The sequence below is a fragment of the Ruegeria sp. CF4 genome, assembly GCF_056537345.1.
Genome location: NZ_JBQFRJ010000010.1, coordinates 80,952 through 96,844 on the forward strand (window position 1 = coordinate 80,952; position 15,893 = coordinate 96,844).

Annotated in this window: 13 protein-coding genes; 7 read left to right on the top strand and 6 right to left on the bottom strand. The window is 58.4% G+C overall.

Annotated elements, in window-relative coordinates; all coding sequences use genetic code 11:
• Positions 1-47: 47 nt before the first annotated feature.
• From ACR0NF_RS17540 to ACR0NF_RS17550, 3 genes are all read left to right on the top strand, one after another.
• The gene (locus ACR0NF_RS17540) at positions 48-533 is read left to right on the top strand and encodes an RNA pyrophosphohydrolase (protein WP_480778684.1); all 486 of its coding nucleotides are present in this window, start codon (positions 48-50) and stop codon (positions 531-533) included.
• Positions 534-610: 77 nt separating this feature from the next.
• Entirely contained in the window at positions 611-1,996 is a 1,386-nt protein-coding gene (locus ACR0NF_RS17545) for a radical SAM protein (RefSeq protein WP_480778685.1), read from the top strand.
• A complete protein-coding gene (locus ACR0NF_RS17550; protein WP_480667968.1) occupies positions 1,993-2,832 on the top strand; it encodes a DUF547 domain-containing protein in 840 nt (279 codons plus the stop codon). Before ACR0NF_RS17545 ends, ACR0NF_RS17550 begins: the two co-directional genes overlap by 4 nt.
• 17 nt (positions 2,833-2,849) lie before the next feature.
• On the opposite strand, the gene ACR0NF_RS17555 is transcribed toward ACR0NF_RS17550, so the two are convergent.
• Together ACR0NF_RS17555 and nth are read right to left on the bottom strand one after the other, a co-directional pair.
• Positions 2,850-3,839 carry an adenosine kinase gene (locus ACR0NF_RS17555; RefSeq protein ID WP_480659925.1) on the bottom strand — a complete coding sequence of 330 codons (990 nt, stop codon included), beginning with the start codon at positions 3,837-3,839 and terminating at the stop codon, positions 2,850-2,852.
• Complete coding sequence (nth, locus tag ACR0NF_RS17560) at positions 3,836-4,480, bottom strand: endonuclease III (RefSeq protein WP_480667997.1); 645 nt, start codon at positions 4,478-4,480, stop codon at positions 3,836-3,838. Before nth ends, ACR0NF_RS17555 begins: the two co-directional genes overlap by 4 nt.
• Positions 4,481-4,598: 118 nt before the next feature.
• On the opposite strand from nth, the gene ACR0NF_RS17565 reads away from it, so the two are divergent.
• Positions 4,599-5,450: a methylated-DNA--[protein]-cysteine S-methyltransferase gene (locus ACR0NF_RS17565; protein ID WP_480667967.1), complete on the top strand. Its 852-nt coding sequence runs from the start codon at positions 4,599-4,601 to the stop codon at positions 5,448-5,450.
• Between the two features lie 55 nt (positions 5,451-5,505).
• Here the strand turns inward: ACR0NF_RS17565 and ACR0NF_RS17570 are convergent, their stop codons facing one another.
• Complete coding sequence (locus ACR0NF_RS17570; protein ID WP_480778686.1) at positions 5,506-6,945, bottom strand: aldehyde dehydrogenase family protein; 1,440 nt, start codon at positions 6,943-6,945, stop codon at positions 5,506-5,508.
• Positions 6,946-7,154: 209 nt separating this feature from the next.
• On the opposite strand from ACR0NF_RS17570, the gene ACR0NF_RS17575 reads away from it, so the two are divergent.
• Complete coding sequence (locus ACR0NF_RS17575) at positions 7,155-7,805, top strand: peroxiredoxin (RefSeq protein WP_480778687.1); 651 nt, start codon at positions 7,155-7,157, stop codon at positions 7,803-7,805.
• 92 nt (positions 7,806-7,897) lie between these two features.
• Here ACR0NF_RS17575 and ACR0NF_RS17580 read toward each other — a convergent pair whose 3' ends face one another.
• The gene (locus ACR0NF_RS17580; RefSeq protein ID WP_480778688.1) at positions 7,898-8,737 is read right to left on the bottom strand and encodes an isocitrate lyase/PEP mutase family protein; all 840 of its coding nucleotides are present in this window, start codon (positions 8,735-8,737) and stop codon (positions 7,898-7,900) included.
• 140 nt (positions 8,738-8,877) lie between these two features.
• Complete coding sequence (gene pnp, locus ACR0NF_RS17585; RefSeq protein ID WP_480778689.1) at positions 8,878-11,025, bottom strand: polyribonucleotide nucleotidyltransferase; 2,148 nt, start codon at positions 11,023-11,025, stop codon at positions 8,878-8,880.
• Between the two features lie 425 nt (positions 11,026-11,450).
• On the opposite strand from pnp, the gene ACR0NF_RS17590 reads away from it, so the two are divergent.
• Positions 11,451-13,052, top strand: a complete 1,602-nt coding sequence (locus ACR0NF_RS17590; RefSeq protein WP_480471602.1) for a BCCT family transporter — start codon at positions 11,451-11,453, stop codon at positions 13,050-13,052.
• 403 nt (positions 13,053-13,455) lie between these two features.
• Here ACR0NF_RS17590 and ACR0NF_RS17595 read toward each other — a convergent pair whose 3' ends face one another.
• Positions 13,456-13,830, bottom strand: a complete 375-nt coding sequence (locus tag ACR0NF_RS17595) for a hypothetical protein (protein ID WP_480471962.1) — start codon at positions 13,828-13,830, stop codon at positions 13,456-13,458.
• Positions 13,831-14,376: 546 nt separating this feature from the next.
• Here ACR0NF_RS17595 and ACR0NF_RS17600 point away from each other — a divergent pair.
• A complete protein-coding gene (locus ACR0NF_RS17600; RefSeq protein WP_480472871.1) occupies positions 14,377-15,672 on the top strand; it encodes a hypothetical protein in 1,296 nt (431 codons plus the stop codon).
• The last annotated feature ends 221 nt before the right edge of the window (positions 15,673-15,893 follow it).

The following is a 15,893-nucleotide window of genomic DNA, read 5'->3' on the forward strand; positions in this document are numbered from 1 at the left end:
CGCGCCAGTTGCTAGAGACGCTGCAAAGCTTGTTCACGAGGCCGCACATGACCCCTGATGAGATCGCCAAACTGCCCTATCGCCCTTGTGTCGGGCTGATGCTGATGAATGCCGAAGGCAAGATATTCGTCGGTATGCGCAATGACGGCCCTAAAGACGCGTGGCAGATGCCACAGGGTGGTGTGGACAACGGCGAAGACCCGCGCGACGCGGCCCTGCGCGAGCTTTGGGAAGAAACCGGCGTGACCGCCGATCTGGTCGATATCATCGCCGAGACCGACGGCTGGCTGCCCTATGATCTGCCCCACGATATCGTGCCGAAAATCTGGAAAGGCCGCTATCGCGGGCAAGAGCAGAAATGGTACCTGATGCGCTTCACCGGTCGTGACGATCAGATCAATATCGCCACCGATCACCCCGAGTTCACCCAATGGAAATGGCAGGACCCCGTGCGCCTGACTGCCGAAATCGTGCCCTTCAAGCGCGAAGTCTATGAACAGGTGGTCGCGGCGTTTGCAGAGCACCTGCGCTGATCACCTCAACCTCATGACCTGACAACTTGCCGTGAGTGGCGTAGCGCTGGGCCACATGCCTCCCTAGCCTCTGAGGCATGAAGGACAGCGCAGATCACCAAATTTCAAACGCCATCGGAACAGCCCCCGCAGGTCGCCGATTTCATGGGGCCGACCGCCGCGCGCCGCTGCGAGACGGGCTCTGGTCCGCTGGCGAATACGGACCCGGCCAGACGGCGGGGCGGTTCTATCCCATCGCCTGCGTCGCGCTTGAGGTGACTCAGCGCTGCAACCTCGATTGCACGCTCTGTTACCTCTCGGACCGGGCCGAGATGACCTATGACCCCCCGCTTTCGGTCCTGTTCGCGCGGCTGGCGACGATCCACAGCCACTATGGCCCCGGTGTTTCGGTCCAGCTGACGGGTGGCGACCCGACCCTGCGCAAGATCGAAGACCTTGAGGCGCTGTGCCGCGAGATCAGCCGTCTGGGTATGCGCTCCTGCCTGATGACCAATGGCATCCGCGCCAGCCGGGCCGCTCTGACACGGTTGGCGGCGGCGGGGCTGGATGATGTGGCCTTTCACGTCGACCTGACGCAGGAACGTCGGGGGTTCGAAACCGAGGTCGAACTCAACACGGTGCGCAGCGCCTATATCCGTCGGGCCGAGGGGCTGGGTCTGCGCATCCTGTTCAACACCACCGTGTTCGAGGGAAATTTTGCCGAACTGCCCGCGCTCGCACGGTTCCTTCGCGACCAACCCGAGGTTGCCTTCGTGTCCTTCCAGATGCAGGCCGATACCGGGCGTGGCGTACTGCGTGAACGGCCCGACATGATCACGCAGGACAGTGTTATGAGTGCCGTGGAAGAGGGCTACGAGACCCCCTTGCATTTTGGCGCCGCCGCAGTGGGTCATGCGAAATGCAACCGCTATGCCAGCGTGTTCACGGCGGGTGGCAAGGCCCGGTCGACCTTGTCCAATCACCGCCTCGTGCATCGCGTGATCGACGCGCTGGAACAGCAGGACCGGTCCGAGGACGGGCATCTGGACATCCACGACAGCGTGCGGCGCCTGGCACTGCGTCGGCCCTTGCTGGCCTTGCGCGCCGCGGCGCATCTGGTGGAATGCGTGCTGCGTCTTGGAACCGGTTTGCTGCGGGGTCCTGTGCGACGGCAGGCGGTGTTCATCCATAACTTCATGGCGGCTGACGCGCTGGAGGAGGATCGCTGCGCCTCCTGCGTCTTCATGGTCGCCACCGCCAATGGCCCGCTGTCGATGTGCGCCCACAACGCACAACGCGATCTGCATCTTGCGGCCCCCGACCGGATTGACGGTGAGGACGGTCCGCGCTGGTGGAACGCCGCCGCGCAAGATCTGTCCAAAGGCCCCGATTTGCCCGATTTGAACGACCCCGCGCTTGCGCCGATGAAAAAGCTCAAAGGACAGCTGAGGGCGCAACGCGCCAACCGGAAGGCCGCCTCATGAGAAACCTGCTTATCCTGCTGCTGCTTCCTCTGCTGGCCGCCTGCGCCAGCGTCGAACGTCTCGCCTTGCCCGCCGCCGCGCCGCTTGAGAACACGGCCCTGACCCGCACCGCGCTGCCACCCGGTGAGCGTGTCGACCATCGCGACTGGAGCACCTTTCTGAACCGCTATGTTATGACCGATGCGCAGGGTGTGAACCGCGTGACCTACGCGCAGGTCACCGAGGCGGACAAGGCGCGGTTGGACCGGTACCTGAGTGATCTGCAAAAGGTTGACCCGGCAGCGCTGACCCGTGATCAGCAACTCGTTTACTGGATCAATCTGTATAACGCTCTGACGGTTGATCTGATCCTTGAAAACTATCCCGTCGCCTCGATCCGGGACATCACGGATGGCGCGTTTTCCTTTGGGCCATGGGATCGGCCTCTGGCGTTGGTGCAAGGGCAGACGTTGACGCTGAACGAAATCGAACATCGCATCATCCGCCCCACATTCGATGAGCCGCGCATCCACTATGCTCTGAACTGCGCCGCCGTAGGATGCCCCAATCTGATGGACCGTGCGTGGCAGGCAGAGACACTGGAGCGGGACTTCGCAGCGGCCGAACGCGCCTATGTCAACGACCCGCGCGGCGTGCGGTATGACGCCCGCGGACGGCTGATCCTGTCCAAGATTTACATCTGGTTCCGCGAGGATTTCGGGCCGAACGAGAAGGCGGTGATCGCCTATCTCGAAACGGCGGCGGAGCCCGAGTTACGGGCGCGATTGCAGGAGACGCCGCGCGTGAGTGCCTATGAATACGACTGGGCACTGAACAACGCTGCGGTGGGTTCCTAAAGGCGCGACTCAGCGTTCTAGAGCAGTCCTTCGGCGCGCAGCAGTTCCTGCATATTCGCTTCCGGCCTCGGGCCGATATGGCTGATCACTTCACGCGCGCAGACATTGCCGATCCGGGCGCAGGTCTCGTAATCGCGGCCCGTGGCCATGCCGAACAGGAACCCGGCGGCGAACTGATCGCCCGCGCCAGTGGCATCCACGGGCACCACTTTTTCAACCGGCACGTCAACGCGCTGGCCGTCATACAGCACCGTCACGCCATCGCCCGAGCGGGTGCATACGATCAAAGGGCAGATCTCAGCCGTTTTGGCCAGCGCTTCCTCCAGATCGTCGGTTTCGAACAGCGACTTGATCTCTTCCTCATTGCCGATCACGAAATCCAGCTCATTTTCGATCAGCAGCAGGAAATCGACCCGGTGACGTTCCACGCAGAACGGATCCGAAATGGCGATCCCCGCCTTGCCGCCACCCTTGTGACAGGCGCGCGCGGCCTCTAGGAATGCGGCCTTGCCCTTTTCCTTGTCGAACAGATAGCCCTCAAGGAACATGATCTGGCTGCCGCCTGCGACGTCACTGGACACATCCTCGGACGACAGTTCCGAGGAAATCCCCAGATAGGTGTTCATCGACCGCTCGCCATCGGGTGATACAAAGATCATCGAGCGTGAGGTCGGCAGCTCACCGCCCGGCACCGGCGGGTTGACGAAATCCACCCCGTCTTCGTTCATCGCATCCGCATAGAACCGGCCCAAGGCGTCATCATGCACCCGTCCGATGAACGCGGAATCCAAACCCAGCGCACCTGCACCGGCAATCGTGTTGGCCACCGAGCCGCCCGGCGTCTGCACCCGACTTTCCATCGAAGCATAGAGCAGCTCACCCCGCTCCTGCTCGATCAGCTGCATGATGCCCTTTTCGATGCCCATCAGCTCCAGAAAACTGTCATCGGCCTGGGAAATCACATCCACAACGGCATTTCCGATGCCGGTGAGCTGGTAGGTCTTCATTGGGTCTTGTCCTCGAATTGACAGAGATCACGGATGATGCAGGTCGGGCATTGCGGCTTGCGCGCCTTGCAATGGTACCGGCCATGCAGGATCAGCCAGTGATGCGCATGGAGTTGAAAGTCAGCAGGAATATTGTCCTCGATGGCGCGTTCAACCGCGTCCACGTCTTTGCCGGGGCAGATGCCGGTGCGATTGCCGACACGAAAGATATGCGTATCCACCGCTTGCGCCGGTTGCCGCCACCACATGTTCAGAACCACATTGGCGGTTTTGCGGCCCACCCCGGGCAGCGACTGCAGCGCTGCGCGTGAATTGGGTACCTCGCCGCCATACTCCTCGACCAGAATACGGCTGAGCTTGATCACGTTCTTGGCCTTCTGGCGGAACAGGCCGATGGTCTTGATATGTTCGATCAGCCCCTCTTCGCCCAGATCCAGCATCTTCTGCGGCGTGTCGGCGATCTTGAACAGTTCGCGCGTGGCCTTGTTGACGCCCGCATCGGTCGCCTGCGCCGACAGCGCCACGGCGACGACCAGAGTATAGACGTTCACATGCTCCAACTCGCCCTTGGGTTCGGGGTCGGCGTCCTGAAAACGCGTAAAGATCTCGCGGATCGTGTGATAATCGAGTTGCTTTGCCATCCGCGCCTTAATGCCGCCCGCCGGGCCGTGACACAAGCCCAAAGCCAATGCGCAAGTTCCGGGTCGCTTGGGCGTGGCCCGCGCGTTATGGTTTAACCCAGAGAATGAGGTGAGACCCATGAACATCCAGACACCGGAAAGCGGATATCACTACAACGTCATGCGACGCGCGATCGAGCTGATTGATCAGGGCGGGGAAACACTCAGCCTCGAAGAACTTGCCCGCCAGATGGACATGAGCCCCGCGCATTTTCAGCGCCTGTTCTCGCGCTGGACCGGGGTTTCGCCGAAACGCTACCAGCAATACCTGACACTTGGCCACGCCAAGGCGCTGCTGCGGGAACGCTTCACCACTTTGGAGACCGCCCATAACGTGGGCCTCTCCGGCAGCGGGCGACTGCACGATCTGTTCCTGAAATGGGAATCCATGAGCCCCGGCGAATACGCCCGCAGAGGCGCAGGGCTGACCATCTATTGGGGCTGGTTCGAAAGCCCCTTTGGCCCGGCACTGGTCATGGGCACCGACAAGGGCATCTGCGGCATGGCTTTCGGCGCTGAGACCGGCGAAGAAGACGCGATGGACGACATGCTCTCCCGCTGGCCGCAGGCAGAGTTTATCGAAGACCCGATGCGCCTGCGCCCCTGGGTTCTAAGCGCTTTTGGCGCCGCCAGTGAAAAGTTGGAGCCGACACCCTTGTACCTGATCGGCTCGCCCTTGCAGATCAAGGTGTGGGAGGCGCTGATGCATATCCCCTCGGGCCAGGTCACAACTTATTCCGAGATTGCTGAGCGGGTCGGCTCACCGCAAGCCGTGCGTGCGGTCGGGACAGCCGTCGGGCGCAACCCGGTAAGCTGGCTGATCCCTTGCCATCGCGCCCTGCGTAAATCGGGGGGCTTGGGCGGCTATCACTGGGGTTTGCCAGTGAAGCGCGCCATGCTGGCGTATGAAGCCGCTCAGGCGGATGCCTGAGAAACAGAGCGAGGCACCCTTGGGTGCCTCACAATTGGATCACAACGGGCCGCGACTACTCTGCCGCCCAGCCGCCGACGGCCTTGACCTCAAGGAAGTCTTCCAGCCCGAAAACACCACCTTCGCGCCCGTTTCCGGACTGCTTCATGCCGCCAAAGGGTGAGCCTGCGCTGCGCGATTGCCCGTTCATCTCAACCATGCCCGAGCGCAACGCCCGCGCCATACGGTTGGCGCGGTCGCCATCCTGCGTCTGGACATAGTTGGTCAGCCCGTAAAGCGTGTCATTGGCGATCTCGACAGCTTCTTCCTCGGTATCGAACGGGATCATGGTCAGAACCGGGCCAAAGATCTCCTCGCGCGCGATGGTCATCTGGTTGTTGGCATCGGCAAAGACCGTGGGCCGCACATAGTAACCCTTGTTCAGACCTTCGGGCCGACCGGTGCCACCTGCAACCAGCCGTGCGCCCTCATCGATGCCCTTCTGGATCAGGTCCTGGATCTTGGTCCATTGTACCTCATTCACAACGGGGCCAATATGACGGCCTTCCTCTGTGGCCGGGCCAACCGCGACCTTGTTGGCCACCTCGGCAGCGGTCTCAACCGCTTGGTCATAGATCGGGCGCTGCACCAGCATACGGCTTGGCGCGTTACAGCTTTGACCGGTGTTGTTCATCATGTGCAGAACACCACGCTTCACGGCCTTCTCATCCGCATCCGCAAAGACCACATTGGCACCTTTGCCACCCAGCTCAAGATGCACTTTCTTCAGCGTGTCCGCGGCATTTTTCGAAATCGCCGTGCCTGCGCGGGTTGAGCCGGTGAAGCTGACCATATCGACATCCGGGTGACCCGAAAGCCGTGATCCCACGCCAACGCCGTCGCCGTTCACAAGGTTGAACACACCAGCCGGGAATCCAGCCTCATCCATCATCTCGGCAAAGATCATTGCGTTCAGCGGGCTTTGTTCCGACGGTTTCAGCACCATCGTACACCCGGCAATCGCCGCCGCACCGACCTTGAGCGTGATCTGGTTCATCGGCCAGTTCCACGGCGTGATCAGGGCGGCCACGCCGACGGCTTCATAGATGATCCGGTCGTTTGGCGCGTGATCGCCCAGCGGACGCTCGAAGGGGAACGCCTTGGCCGCGCGGATGAAGTTCTTCAGATGCCAGATCCCGGCCCCGACCTGCTGCGTGCGCGACATATCGATGGGCGCGCCCATTTCATGTGACATGGCCTGCGCCAGATCCTCGGTACGGGTGCTGTAGACCTCGACCAGCTTCTCGACCAGCGCGATGCGTTCTTCAACCGGAGTTGCCATCCAGCCGGGCAGGGCGGCCTTGGCTGCGGCAACGGCGGCATCCGTATCGGCGGTACCGCCCAGCGAGATCACCGCGCAGGGTTCTTCCGTCGAAGGGTCGATAACCTGAAAATCGTTGGGCTCGGCCGGTGCAGTCCACTGGCCATTGATATAGAAATCACGTTTTTCGATCATTGAGCGTGCCTCCGCAATAAAAGAAATCGACCGCTTGGTCGGTTATTAGCACTTTGTCACTGCATGTTTCCCGGGGCAAGTAGAAAGCTATATAGATTTGCGGCACCGGCTGAAATGACGCTGGGTCAGGAATGAAAGGTTTAACCCGGCGGCAAAGTGATTAAGTTGACAGCAACCGAGTCGATAAACACAAACAGAGGAGACGCCCCATGGGTTTACGCATCAATGATACGGTCCCGAATTTCACGGCAGAAACGGATCAGGGAACCATTCAGTTCCACGACTGGATCGGCGACAACTGGGCGATCCTGTTCTCGCATCCCAAGGATTTCACCCCTGTCTGCACCACCGAATTTTCTGCCGTTGCGCAGCTGAACGACGAATGGGCGGCCCGCAATACCAAGGTGATCGGCGTATCGGTTGATGGTGTCGAAGACCACAAGAAGTGGAAGAAAGACATCGAAGAGTATGGCAAGGCCAATCCCGGTTTTCCGATCATCGCCGATGACGGGCTCGCGGTATCCAAAGCCTTCGACATGCTGCCCGCCGAAGCCTACCTGCCCGATGGTCGCACTCCTGCTGACAGTGCCACTGTGCGCTCGGTCTTTATCATCGGGCCGGACAAGCAGTTGAAACTGTCGATGACCTATCCGATGACCGTGGGCCGCAACTTTGCCGAAATCCTGCGCGCGCTGGACGGGTTGCAGATGTCGGCCAAGGGCGTTGCGACGCCTGCGAACTGGGTTCCGGGTGAAGACGTAATCATCCCGCCTGCGGTTTCCAACGAAGAAGCCAAAGAGAAGTTCGGCGAGTTCGAGACGATCTTTCCGTATCTGCGCAAGACCAAAGCACCGGCCTGAGTTGAAGACTGGTCAGGGGGGCTGTCTGCCACCCATCGCGCCTGAGGGCGCGATCCCCCCCGAGGATATTTCTGGCCAGATGAAGCTGGGGACTAGGATCTGTTTGTGGTTTTGGTCTGCGACATGAGCTGGCTTATGGCTTCGCCGGGCATTGCGTCCCGCGCGTAGTCGAAGGTTCCCGAAAGGCGGACTTCTTGCGCAGCGCGCATCAGCGCCCCGAATGCAGCGCGTGCGAAAGACCCGCCGACGCTGATGCGTTTCACACCGGCATCGGCCAGTTCAGCGACGCTGTATCCCGGGCCGCTCAATCCCATCACCACATTCACGGGTTTGTCCACTTCGTGGCAGACCGTTCGGATCGCTTCGATATCGGGCAGGCCCGGGGCGTAGAGCACATCTGCTCCGGCCTCGGAAAATGCCTGTAGGCGGCGGATTGTATCGGTGAGATCGGGGTTGCCGCAGATGAAATTCTCGGCGCGGGCGGTCAGCAGGAAATCTTGCCCCGATGCCGCCTCTGCCGCAGCGCGGATACGATCGATGGCCTGTGCGAACTCATAGATGGGGGTGCCGGGGTCGCCCGTGGCATCTTCGATCGATCCGCCGACAAGGCCGGCGGCGCAGGCCTTTACGACCGTCTCGGCGCAGATGTCGGAGGTTGCGCCAAACCCATCTTCGAGGTCTGCCGATACCGGCAACTCGGTCGCCGCAGTGATTTCGGTGGCATTGATCAGAATCTCCTGCCTGCTCAGGCCTGCGAAGGAATCACGCTTGCCTTTCGAGAAAGCGTAACCCGCGCTGGTGGTGGCCAATGCTTCGAATCCAAGGCTTGTCAGCAGCCGGGCCGACCCGGCATCCCATGGGTTAGGCATGACAAAGGCGGTGTCTCGTTCATGCAGCGCCTTGAAATGCTGGTATTTCTCGCTTCGGTTCATAGCTGTGACCCCGCGTGTAGAAGAAGATAGGGTCAGCATAGCGAAAAGGAACATAAAGTGAACAGTTGTGCTCCGGCCACAGCATAAAAAAAGACCCCGGCCTGAACCGGGGTCTTTCGTTTCTGGAAAGCGAGGGCAGATTACTCTGCGTCTTCTTTCTTTTCTTTCTTCTCGGGCACGATCTCTTCGCCGGTTTCCTGATCGACAACTTTCATCGATAGGCGCACCTTGCCGCGATCGTCAAAGCCCAGCAGCTTGACCTTCACTTCCTGACCTTCCTTCAGAACATCCGACGGATGGTTCAGGCGGCGGTTTTCGATCTGGGACACGTGGACCAGACCGTCGCGCTTGCCAAAGAAGTTCACGAAGGCACCGAAGTCGACGATCTTGACCACTTTACCGGTGTAGATCTGACCTTCTTCCGGCTCAGCAACGATCGAGTGGATCATCTCGTAAGCCTTCTTGATCGACTCCCCATCAGGCGAGGCGATCTTGATGACGCCGTCGTCGTTGATGTCGACCTTGGCACCCGAGGTCTCGACGATCTCGCGGATGACCTTACCGCCCGAGCCGATCACTTCGCGGATCTTGTCGGTCGGGATGTTCATAGTCTCGATGCGCGGGGCGTGGACCGAGAATTCGTTGGTCTCGGACAGGGCTTTGCCCATCTCACCCAGAATGTGCATCCGGCCGTCCTTGGCTTGCGCCAGGGCTTTCTCCATGATCTCGGGCGTGATGCCAGCAACCTTGATGTCCATCTGCAGCGAGGTGATGCCGTTTTCGGTACCAGCCACTTTGAAGTCCATGTCGCCAAGGTGGTCTTCGTCACCCAGAATGTCCGACAGGATGGCGTATTCGCCGTCATCTTCCAGGATCAGGCCCATGGCCACACCCGCTACCGGTGCTTTCAGCGGAACGCCCGCATCCATCATCGACAGCGAACCGCCGCAGACCGATGCCATCGAGGACGAGCCGTTGGATTCTGTGATCTCGGACACGATGCGGATCGTGTAGGGGAAGTCGGTCGCCGCAGGCAGAACCGCCTGCAGGGCGCGCCATGCCAGCTTACCGTGGCCGATCTCACGACGGCCGGGGCCACCCACGCGACCAACTTCACCAACCGAATAGGGAGGGAAGTTGTAATGCAGCAGGAAGTTCGATTTGAAGTTGCCGTGCAGCGCGTCGATGAACTGTTCGTCATCACCAGTGCCCAGCGTGGTCACGGCAAGCGCCTGTGTTTCACCACGGGTGAACAGGGCGGAACCGTGGGTCCGCGGCAGCATCGAAGTTTCTGCAACGATCGAACGGATATCGGTGGTCGAACGACCGTCGATCCGCTTGCCGCCTTTGACGACGTCGCCGCGCAGAATGCCAGCTTCCAGCTTCTTCATTGCAGAACCGAGGTTGCCGTCTTCCAGCTGCTCTTCGGTCAGCGCTTCCTTGATCGCTTCACGGGCAGCGGCAACAGCGGCGGTACGCTCCTGCTTGTCGGTGATCGCGAAGGCGGCGCGCATCTGCTCTTCACCGGCAGCTGAAACAGCGGCAGACAGCTCCGAGTAGTCGGGGGCAACGAATTCGAACGGCTCTTTCGCGGCTTCTTCGGCCAGCGAGATGATCAGGTCGATGACCGGCTGAATCTGCTCATGCGCAAAGTTCACCGCGCCCAGCATTTCCGCCTCGGACAGTTCGTACGCTTCCGATTCCACCATCATCACGGCGTCTTTGGTACCGGCAACAACCAGGTCCAGACGCTGTTCAGGGTTCAGGCGCAGGTCCTGCATGTCGTCGACGGTCGGGTTCAGAACGTATTCGCCATCCTCGAAACCAACGCGGGCACCAGCGATCGGACCCATGAACGGCGCGCCGGAAATGGTCAGAGCGGCGGAGGCCGCGATCATCGCAACGATGTCGGGATCGTTGACCAGATCGTGGCTCAGCACGGTGCACATCACCAGAACTTCGTTCTTGAAGCCGTCAACGAACAGCGGGCGGATCGGACGGTCGATCAGACGCGCGGTCAGCGTCTCTTTCTCCGTCGGGCGCGCCTCGCGCTTGAAGAAGCCACCCGGAACCTTACCGGCGGCATAGTATTTTTCCTGATAGTGCACGGTCAGCGGGAAAAAATCCTGACCGGGCTTTTGAGCACGGGCAAAGGTCACGTTCGCCATGACGCTGGTTTCGCCCAGCGTGGCAATCACGCTGCCGTCCGCCTGACGGGCAACCTTGCCGGTTTCCAGTGTCAGCGTCTCTTCGCCCCACTGAATCGATTTCTTTGTTACATCAAACATATGCGTATCCTAGAACGGAGCACTCCCGCCCCTGCGGGTCTCCGGTTTGCATGGCGGCCCCATTGCCGCCGACCCCATTTATCTTCCGTTCGAGTGCCGGGGTCAGGGCACAACGTCTCAGATACCGCGCGCATACATGAGATCGCGTTGAAAGGAAAGGGGAACTGAAGGGATTGGCAGACTTGCGCAGACGCATTTTTGAGAACCCTGTACAACGCTGTTTCGGCGACTGCAGAACATCACCATTTTTGGCCCTACATCTTTAAGAATATAAATGCATTTTGATAAAAACTGATTGCAGTGTAGGCTGTTACCACTGAACCCGCGGTCGAACAGACGGAAACGCGCCAAGGGGGCAATACACTCATAACCGTCACCCGGCCGACTACCTTGGCGTTTGCAGCTTGCGAACAGAGGGGCGAAGTATGGCTCAAACCAAGAAAATGCTGGATCCCGATCCACGGATCTACGACTTCGAAACCGAGTATGAACTGGGGCAGGATAATGTGCGCCCGTTCGGGCTCGATATCCACAATCCGGTTTTCCTGATTTCCAGTATATTGATCTTTGCGTTCGTCCTGATCGCATTGGCCAACCAAGAGGCCGCAGCTACCTTTTTCGGTTGGCTCAGACCATGGCTGACCAGCACGTTTGACTGGTTCCTCGTGCTGTCGGTCGACGCCATTACCCTGTTCTGTCTGGTGCTGATCATCCTGCCGGTGGGCAAGGTGCGGATCGGCGGCAAGGACGCCAAGCCTGACTATTCCTACGCGGGCTGGATCGCGATGATGTTCGCGGCTGGCATCGGTATCGGGCTGCTGTTCTTTGGCGTGATGGAGCCGGTCTATTACAATTTTGCCGAAGGCGGTAACGCCGCCCCATTGGGCATCGATATCGCGGTGCCCGGCAATGAATATGCCGGTATCGTGGGCACGATCCACCACTGGGGTCTGGAAGGCTGGGCGGTTTACGCTGCCGTTGGTCTGAGCCTCGCGATCTTCAGCTACAACCTCGGCCTGCCATTGACCCTGCGGTCCGCATTCTACCCGATCCTGGGTGAGCGCGTCTGGGGCTGGTGGGGTCACATGATTGACACGCTGGCGGTGTTTGCCACGCTCTTTGGCCTGACCACATCACTGGGTCTGGGCGCGCAGCAGGTCGCGGCGGGGCTGTATGAGGTGTTCGGCATCGAACCCAGCCCAACGGTGGTGGTCCTGCTGATTATCGGCATCACCGCGATTGCGCTTGGCTCGGTTCTGATGGGCATGGATGCGGGCGTCAAACGGCTGAGCGAGATCAACATGATCATGGCCGTGGGCCTGTTCATCTTTGTCATCGCCGTCACCGGCATCGGCACCGCCATCGCGCGGTATTTCAACGTGATGGTCGATTACGTGTTCCACCTTCCTGCACTTTCGAACCCGTTCGGACGCGAAGACACCAGCTATTTCCACGGCTGGACGACCTTCTACTGGGCGTGGTGGATTGCTTGGTCGCCTTTCGTGGGCATGTTCATCGCCCGCATCTCCAAGGGTCGCACGGTGCGTGAGTTTGTCATCTGCGCGCTGCTGGCGCCCACAGCGGTCTGTGCCCTGTGGATGTCGACCTTCGGTGGTGCCGCCATCGACATGCTGAACGCAGGCGGAGCCGAAGGTGTCCGCGCCACGGTGATCGACAGCTACGCCCCCGAAGGCGCACTGTTCGGCTTCCTCAAGGAGCTTCCGCTTTATGGCATCATCGCCCCCATCGCGTTGATCCTGATCGTGGTGTTCTTTGTCACCTCGTCTGACTCAGGGTCTCTGGTGATCGACACGATCACCGCAGGCGGCAAGATGGACGCGCCGGTGATCCAGCGCGTGTTCTGGTGCACGCTCGAAGGGTTGGTGGCCATCGCCTTGCTACTGGGCGGAGGTCTCTCGGCCCTGCAAGGTGCCGCGGTCTCGACCGGCATCCCGTTCACGCTGGTGGTTCTGATGATGTGCTACTGCCTGTGGCTGGCGCTGAAATCCGAGAAAGCCAAGATGTAAATCTTGACGTTGCCAAACCAAAACGCCCGCCCTTTGGCGGGCGTTTTTTGTGCGGGTTGCGGGATGTTATGAGCCCTGAGCAGCCTTTGCCGTACCGCTAAGTTGCCGCAGCGGCATTCGGCAGGTCTCAGCCCGAAGCGGACTTTCAATACGAGACTCTGCAAGTGCGGATTGCGGGCTTTACTGCTTTCCGCATCTTTGCTCTTGAATGGTGCAATAGCTCATTAATGGACCCGATTAAGCCGGCAAATCCACATTTCTAGGCAGCAGTGTCAACATCTGGTTTGGCGGGCAGCAGTGTTGGGATCAGTCTTATTAACTGGTTAGAAAATGGTAGAGGCGTGATGTTCAGAACGTCTTGTAATCGATTTGCTCTAAGAATCCATCGCATCTCGCATTCCTACTATTGTTGCAACTGAACAAGAGCATTGAAGTCACAAGCAGCCCCGTGGTGGTAACTGCATTCTGGCCCTTCCTGTGTCTGAAAGCTCGTCGCACTCTGAGGAATGAGGGCAACCGCGCACTGCGACTCGTCATAGAGGTCATCGACCAGAAAGAGCTGTCCCTTGTCATTGCGCGCCAGAATGCCCTCCACGAAGCCAAGGCAGCCATTGGCGAGGATTGTGATGTCTCCCCGCTTGTTGTTGATGTTCACGACCACGGTCGTGCTGGCCTGCGTGGCTCCGCTGTAATTACCGTTCCGTATTTCTTGGGCGTGAGAAGCCGTTGGCACGGATAGCGCAATAGCAGTAAGTGTTTTCCAGTTTGCGGGTATCATGAATAGCCCCTTTTAAGTTGGTTTCGGCTGAAAATGGAACGGCCCACATCCAAAGAGGCCGCCCCGAAAAAACTTTTCGTCTTCTTCATGTGAACACGATCATCTTGGTGTCATCCAATTCTGCGCAGGGCCTGTATAGACTGTCGCGGGGGACCAGCGTGCGAAGAACTGAAGCCCATCTGCGGCAAGTTTGGGACACGCCAGAGCCCGGAAAATTCCCTAGCCTTTCCGTTTTTGCTACATCGCGCAATCTCAAAACAGCTTTCCGGACTGTCATAGACCGGCTTTGGACCGAATGCCAGCCGTCCAGGCTGAGCGATGTTGCAGCAACCTGCATCGCCATTGCACGACACCGGAAGCATCCGTCAACGCATAGTGTACCGACGCGTAAGGGGTTGCCAACAAGAAACATTTCGAGTGATCTGCTAAACAACATGCACAGATGTGAAAATTTTTGACGCGTCTCAAATGTGAAGATTGCGCCGTTCGTAAATTTAGAGCCGGTTTCGAGTTCGACTATGTACCTGAGTAAAATGGGATAGAATCATGAAGCATATTGTAGCTGCAACAGCGGTGTCGTTTACCTTCTTGTTGGGGCAAGGCGCACAGGCGCAGGAACAAAACGGTGGGTTCTATGCGGGTAGTGTCGGTCCCAACGCTAAGCCTGAAGGCTTTATTGAATTGGCAATTGGCGAAAATGCAGGCCGTTTTCGGCTGGTTCACAAAGTACTTCGGTGCAACGGTTTATTACGGAAATCGGAAGCCAGTAAAAATTGGGTGTCTGTACCTGACCCCCAAAGCTGTCCTGAATCTTTTTTGATGAATGTCGAACTAGCGGACAGTGTCGCGTCGATAGATGTTTCCGCGGGCAACAAATCTGCGGAGTTTTCTGCCGAGCGGATATTGCCACTTTCTGTTACGTCAGAAGCAAAAAGCCCCGCAAACCTCGACGTATTGGGACTTGAAGTCGGTATGAGTAAAGAGGATGTCATACAAATATTGATCAACGAGCGCGGCTATAGCGAGAGCCCCGCCGACAAAAATTACCCTGCTAACGGGGCATTCATCCTCTCAAATCTTAGCTGGTTCTCAACCAGACCTGATGGTCAATCTTACACTTTACCAACCACCAACCTGGACTTGATACAACAAGGTTCGATGCGAGATGCCCTAGAAAACAACCCTCGAATAGAAGGAATGCAGTTCGTTTTGGATGAGGCCAACCCTGGCGATGAGAGAATTTCTGTTGGCTTTTTGGATAATCGAGTGTTTGCAGTTTTTCGGCAACTCTCTGTTGATAAGAACTCTCTGGATGCTGTCTACGCGGCCATGAACGAAAAATACGGCTCCTTTGAAAAAGGGACTTACGCGGGGCGCGGCGATTTAGGCGACGTCGCCTATAGTGAGTTTTTTATGGGTGCCGATCCGAACCGCGGCGCTCAAGTATTTGGAGGTTCTCGCGAGGGCAGATGGGGTGCTTCAAGCTATCGCTCAGATGCCACGTTAATCGATCAGAAACTGATCGCGAATTTGCATCGTGAACCAAACATCAAAGACGGTTGCATGATTTCTTTCCGCTTTGATGCAGTCGATGTGGTTTTTGCAAATAAGGTTAGTCTTCCAATTCCATCTAACTGCGCCACAGATGCTTTTTTTGGCATTCGGGAACAGAACCGTTCGGACAAAGACAAGGCTTTTATTGCAATTTACCAAGCATTTGGCGTCTTGGATGCCCATTTCGAAGCAACGCTCGCATTTCACGAAGATAATTGGCTCGACGAGCTTCAGAAAATCCAGAACGATGCCGAAACGCAAGTAGAGACAATAGTACCTGAGCTGTGATGTGAAAAAGCCCGACTTGCAGGCAATAACGGGTTCTGGCGTTTTCGTGATTGCCTTGCAGGATACCTCTTTTGATTTCTGGTATTTGTGATTTCCAGCGAAATATGTGGGATCGTTAGGTTCGTCGCAAAATCACCTTTCTTTGAACTAAAGGTAGCATCGGGCTGCTGCTCGGAATTTGCAAAGTCCGCTTCCTGCGCAAAGCTGACCTCGGTAGGGCT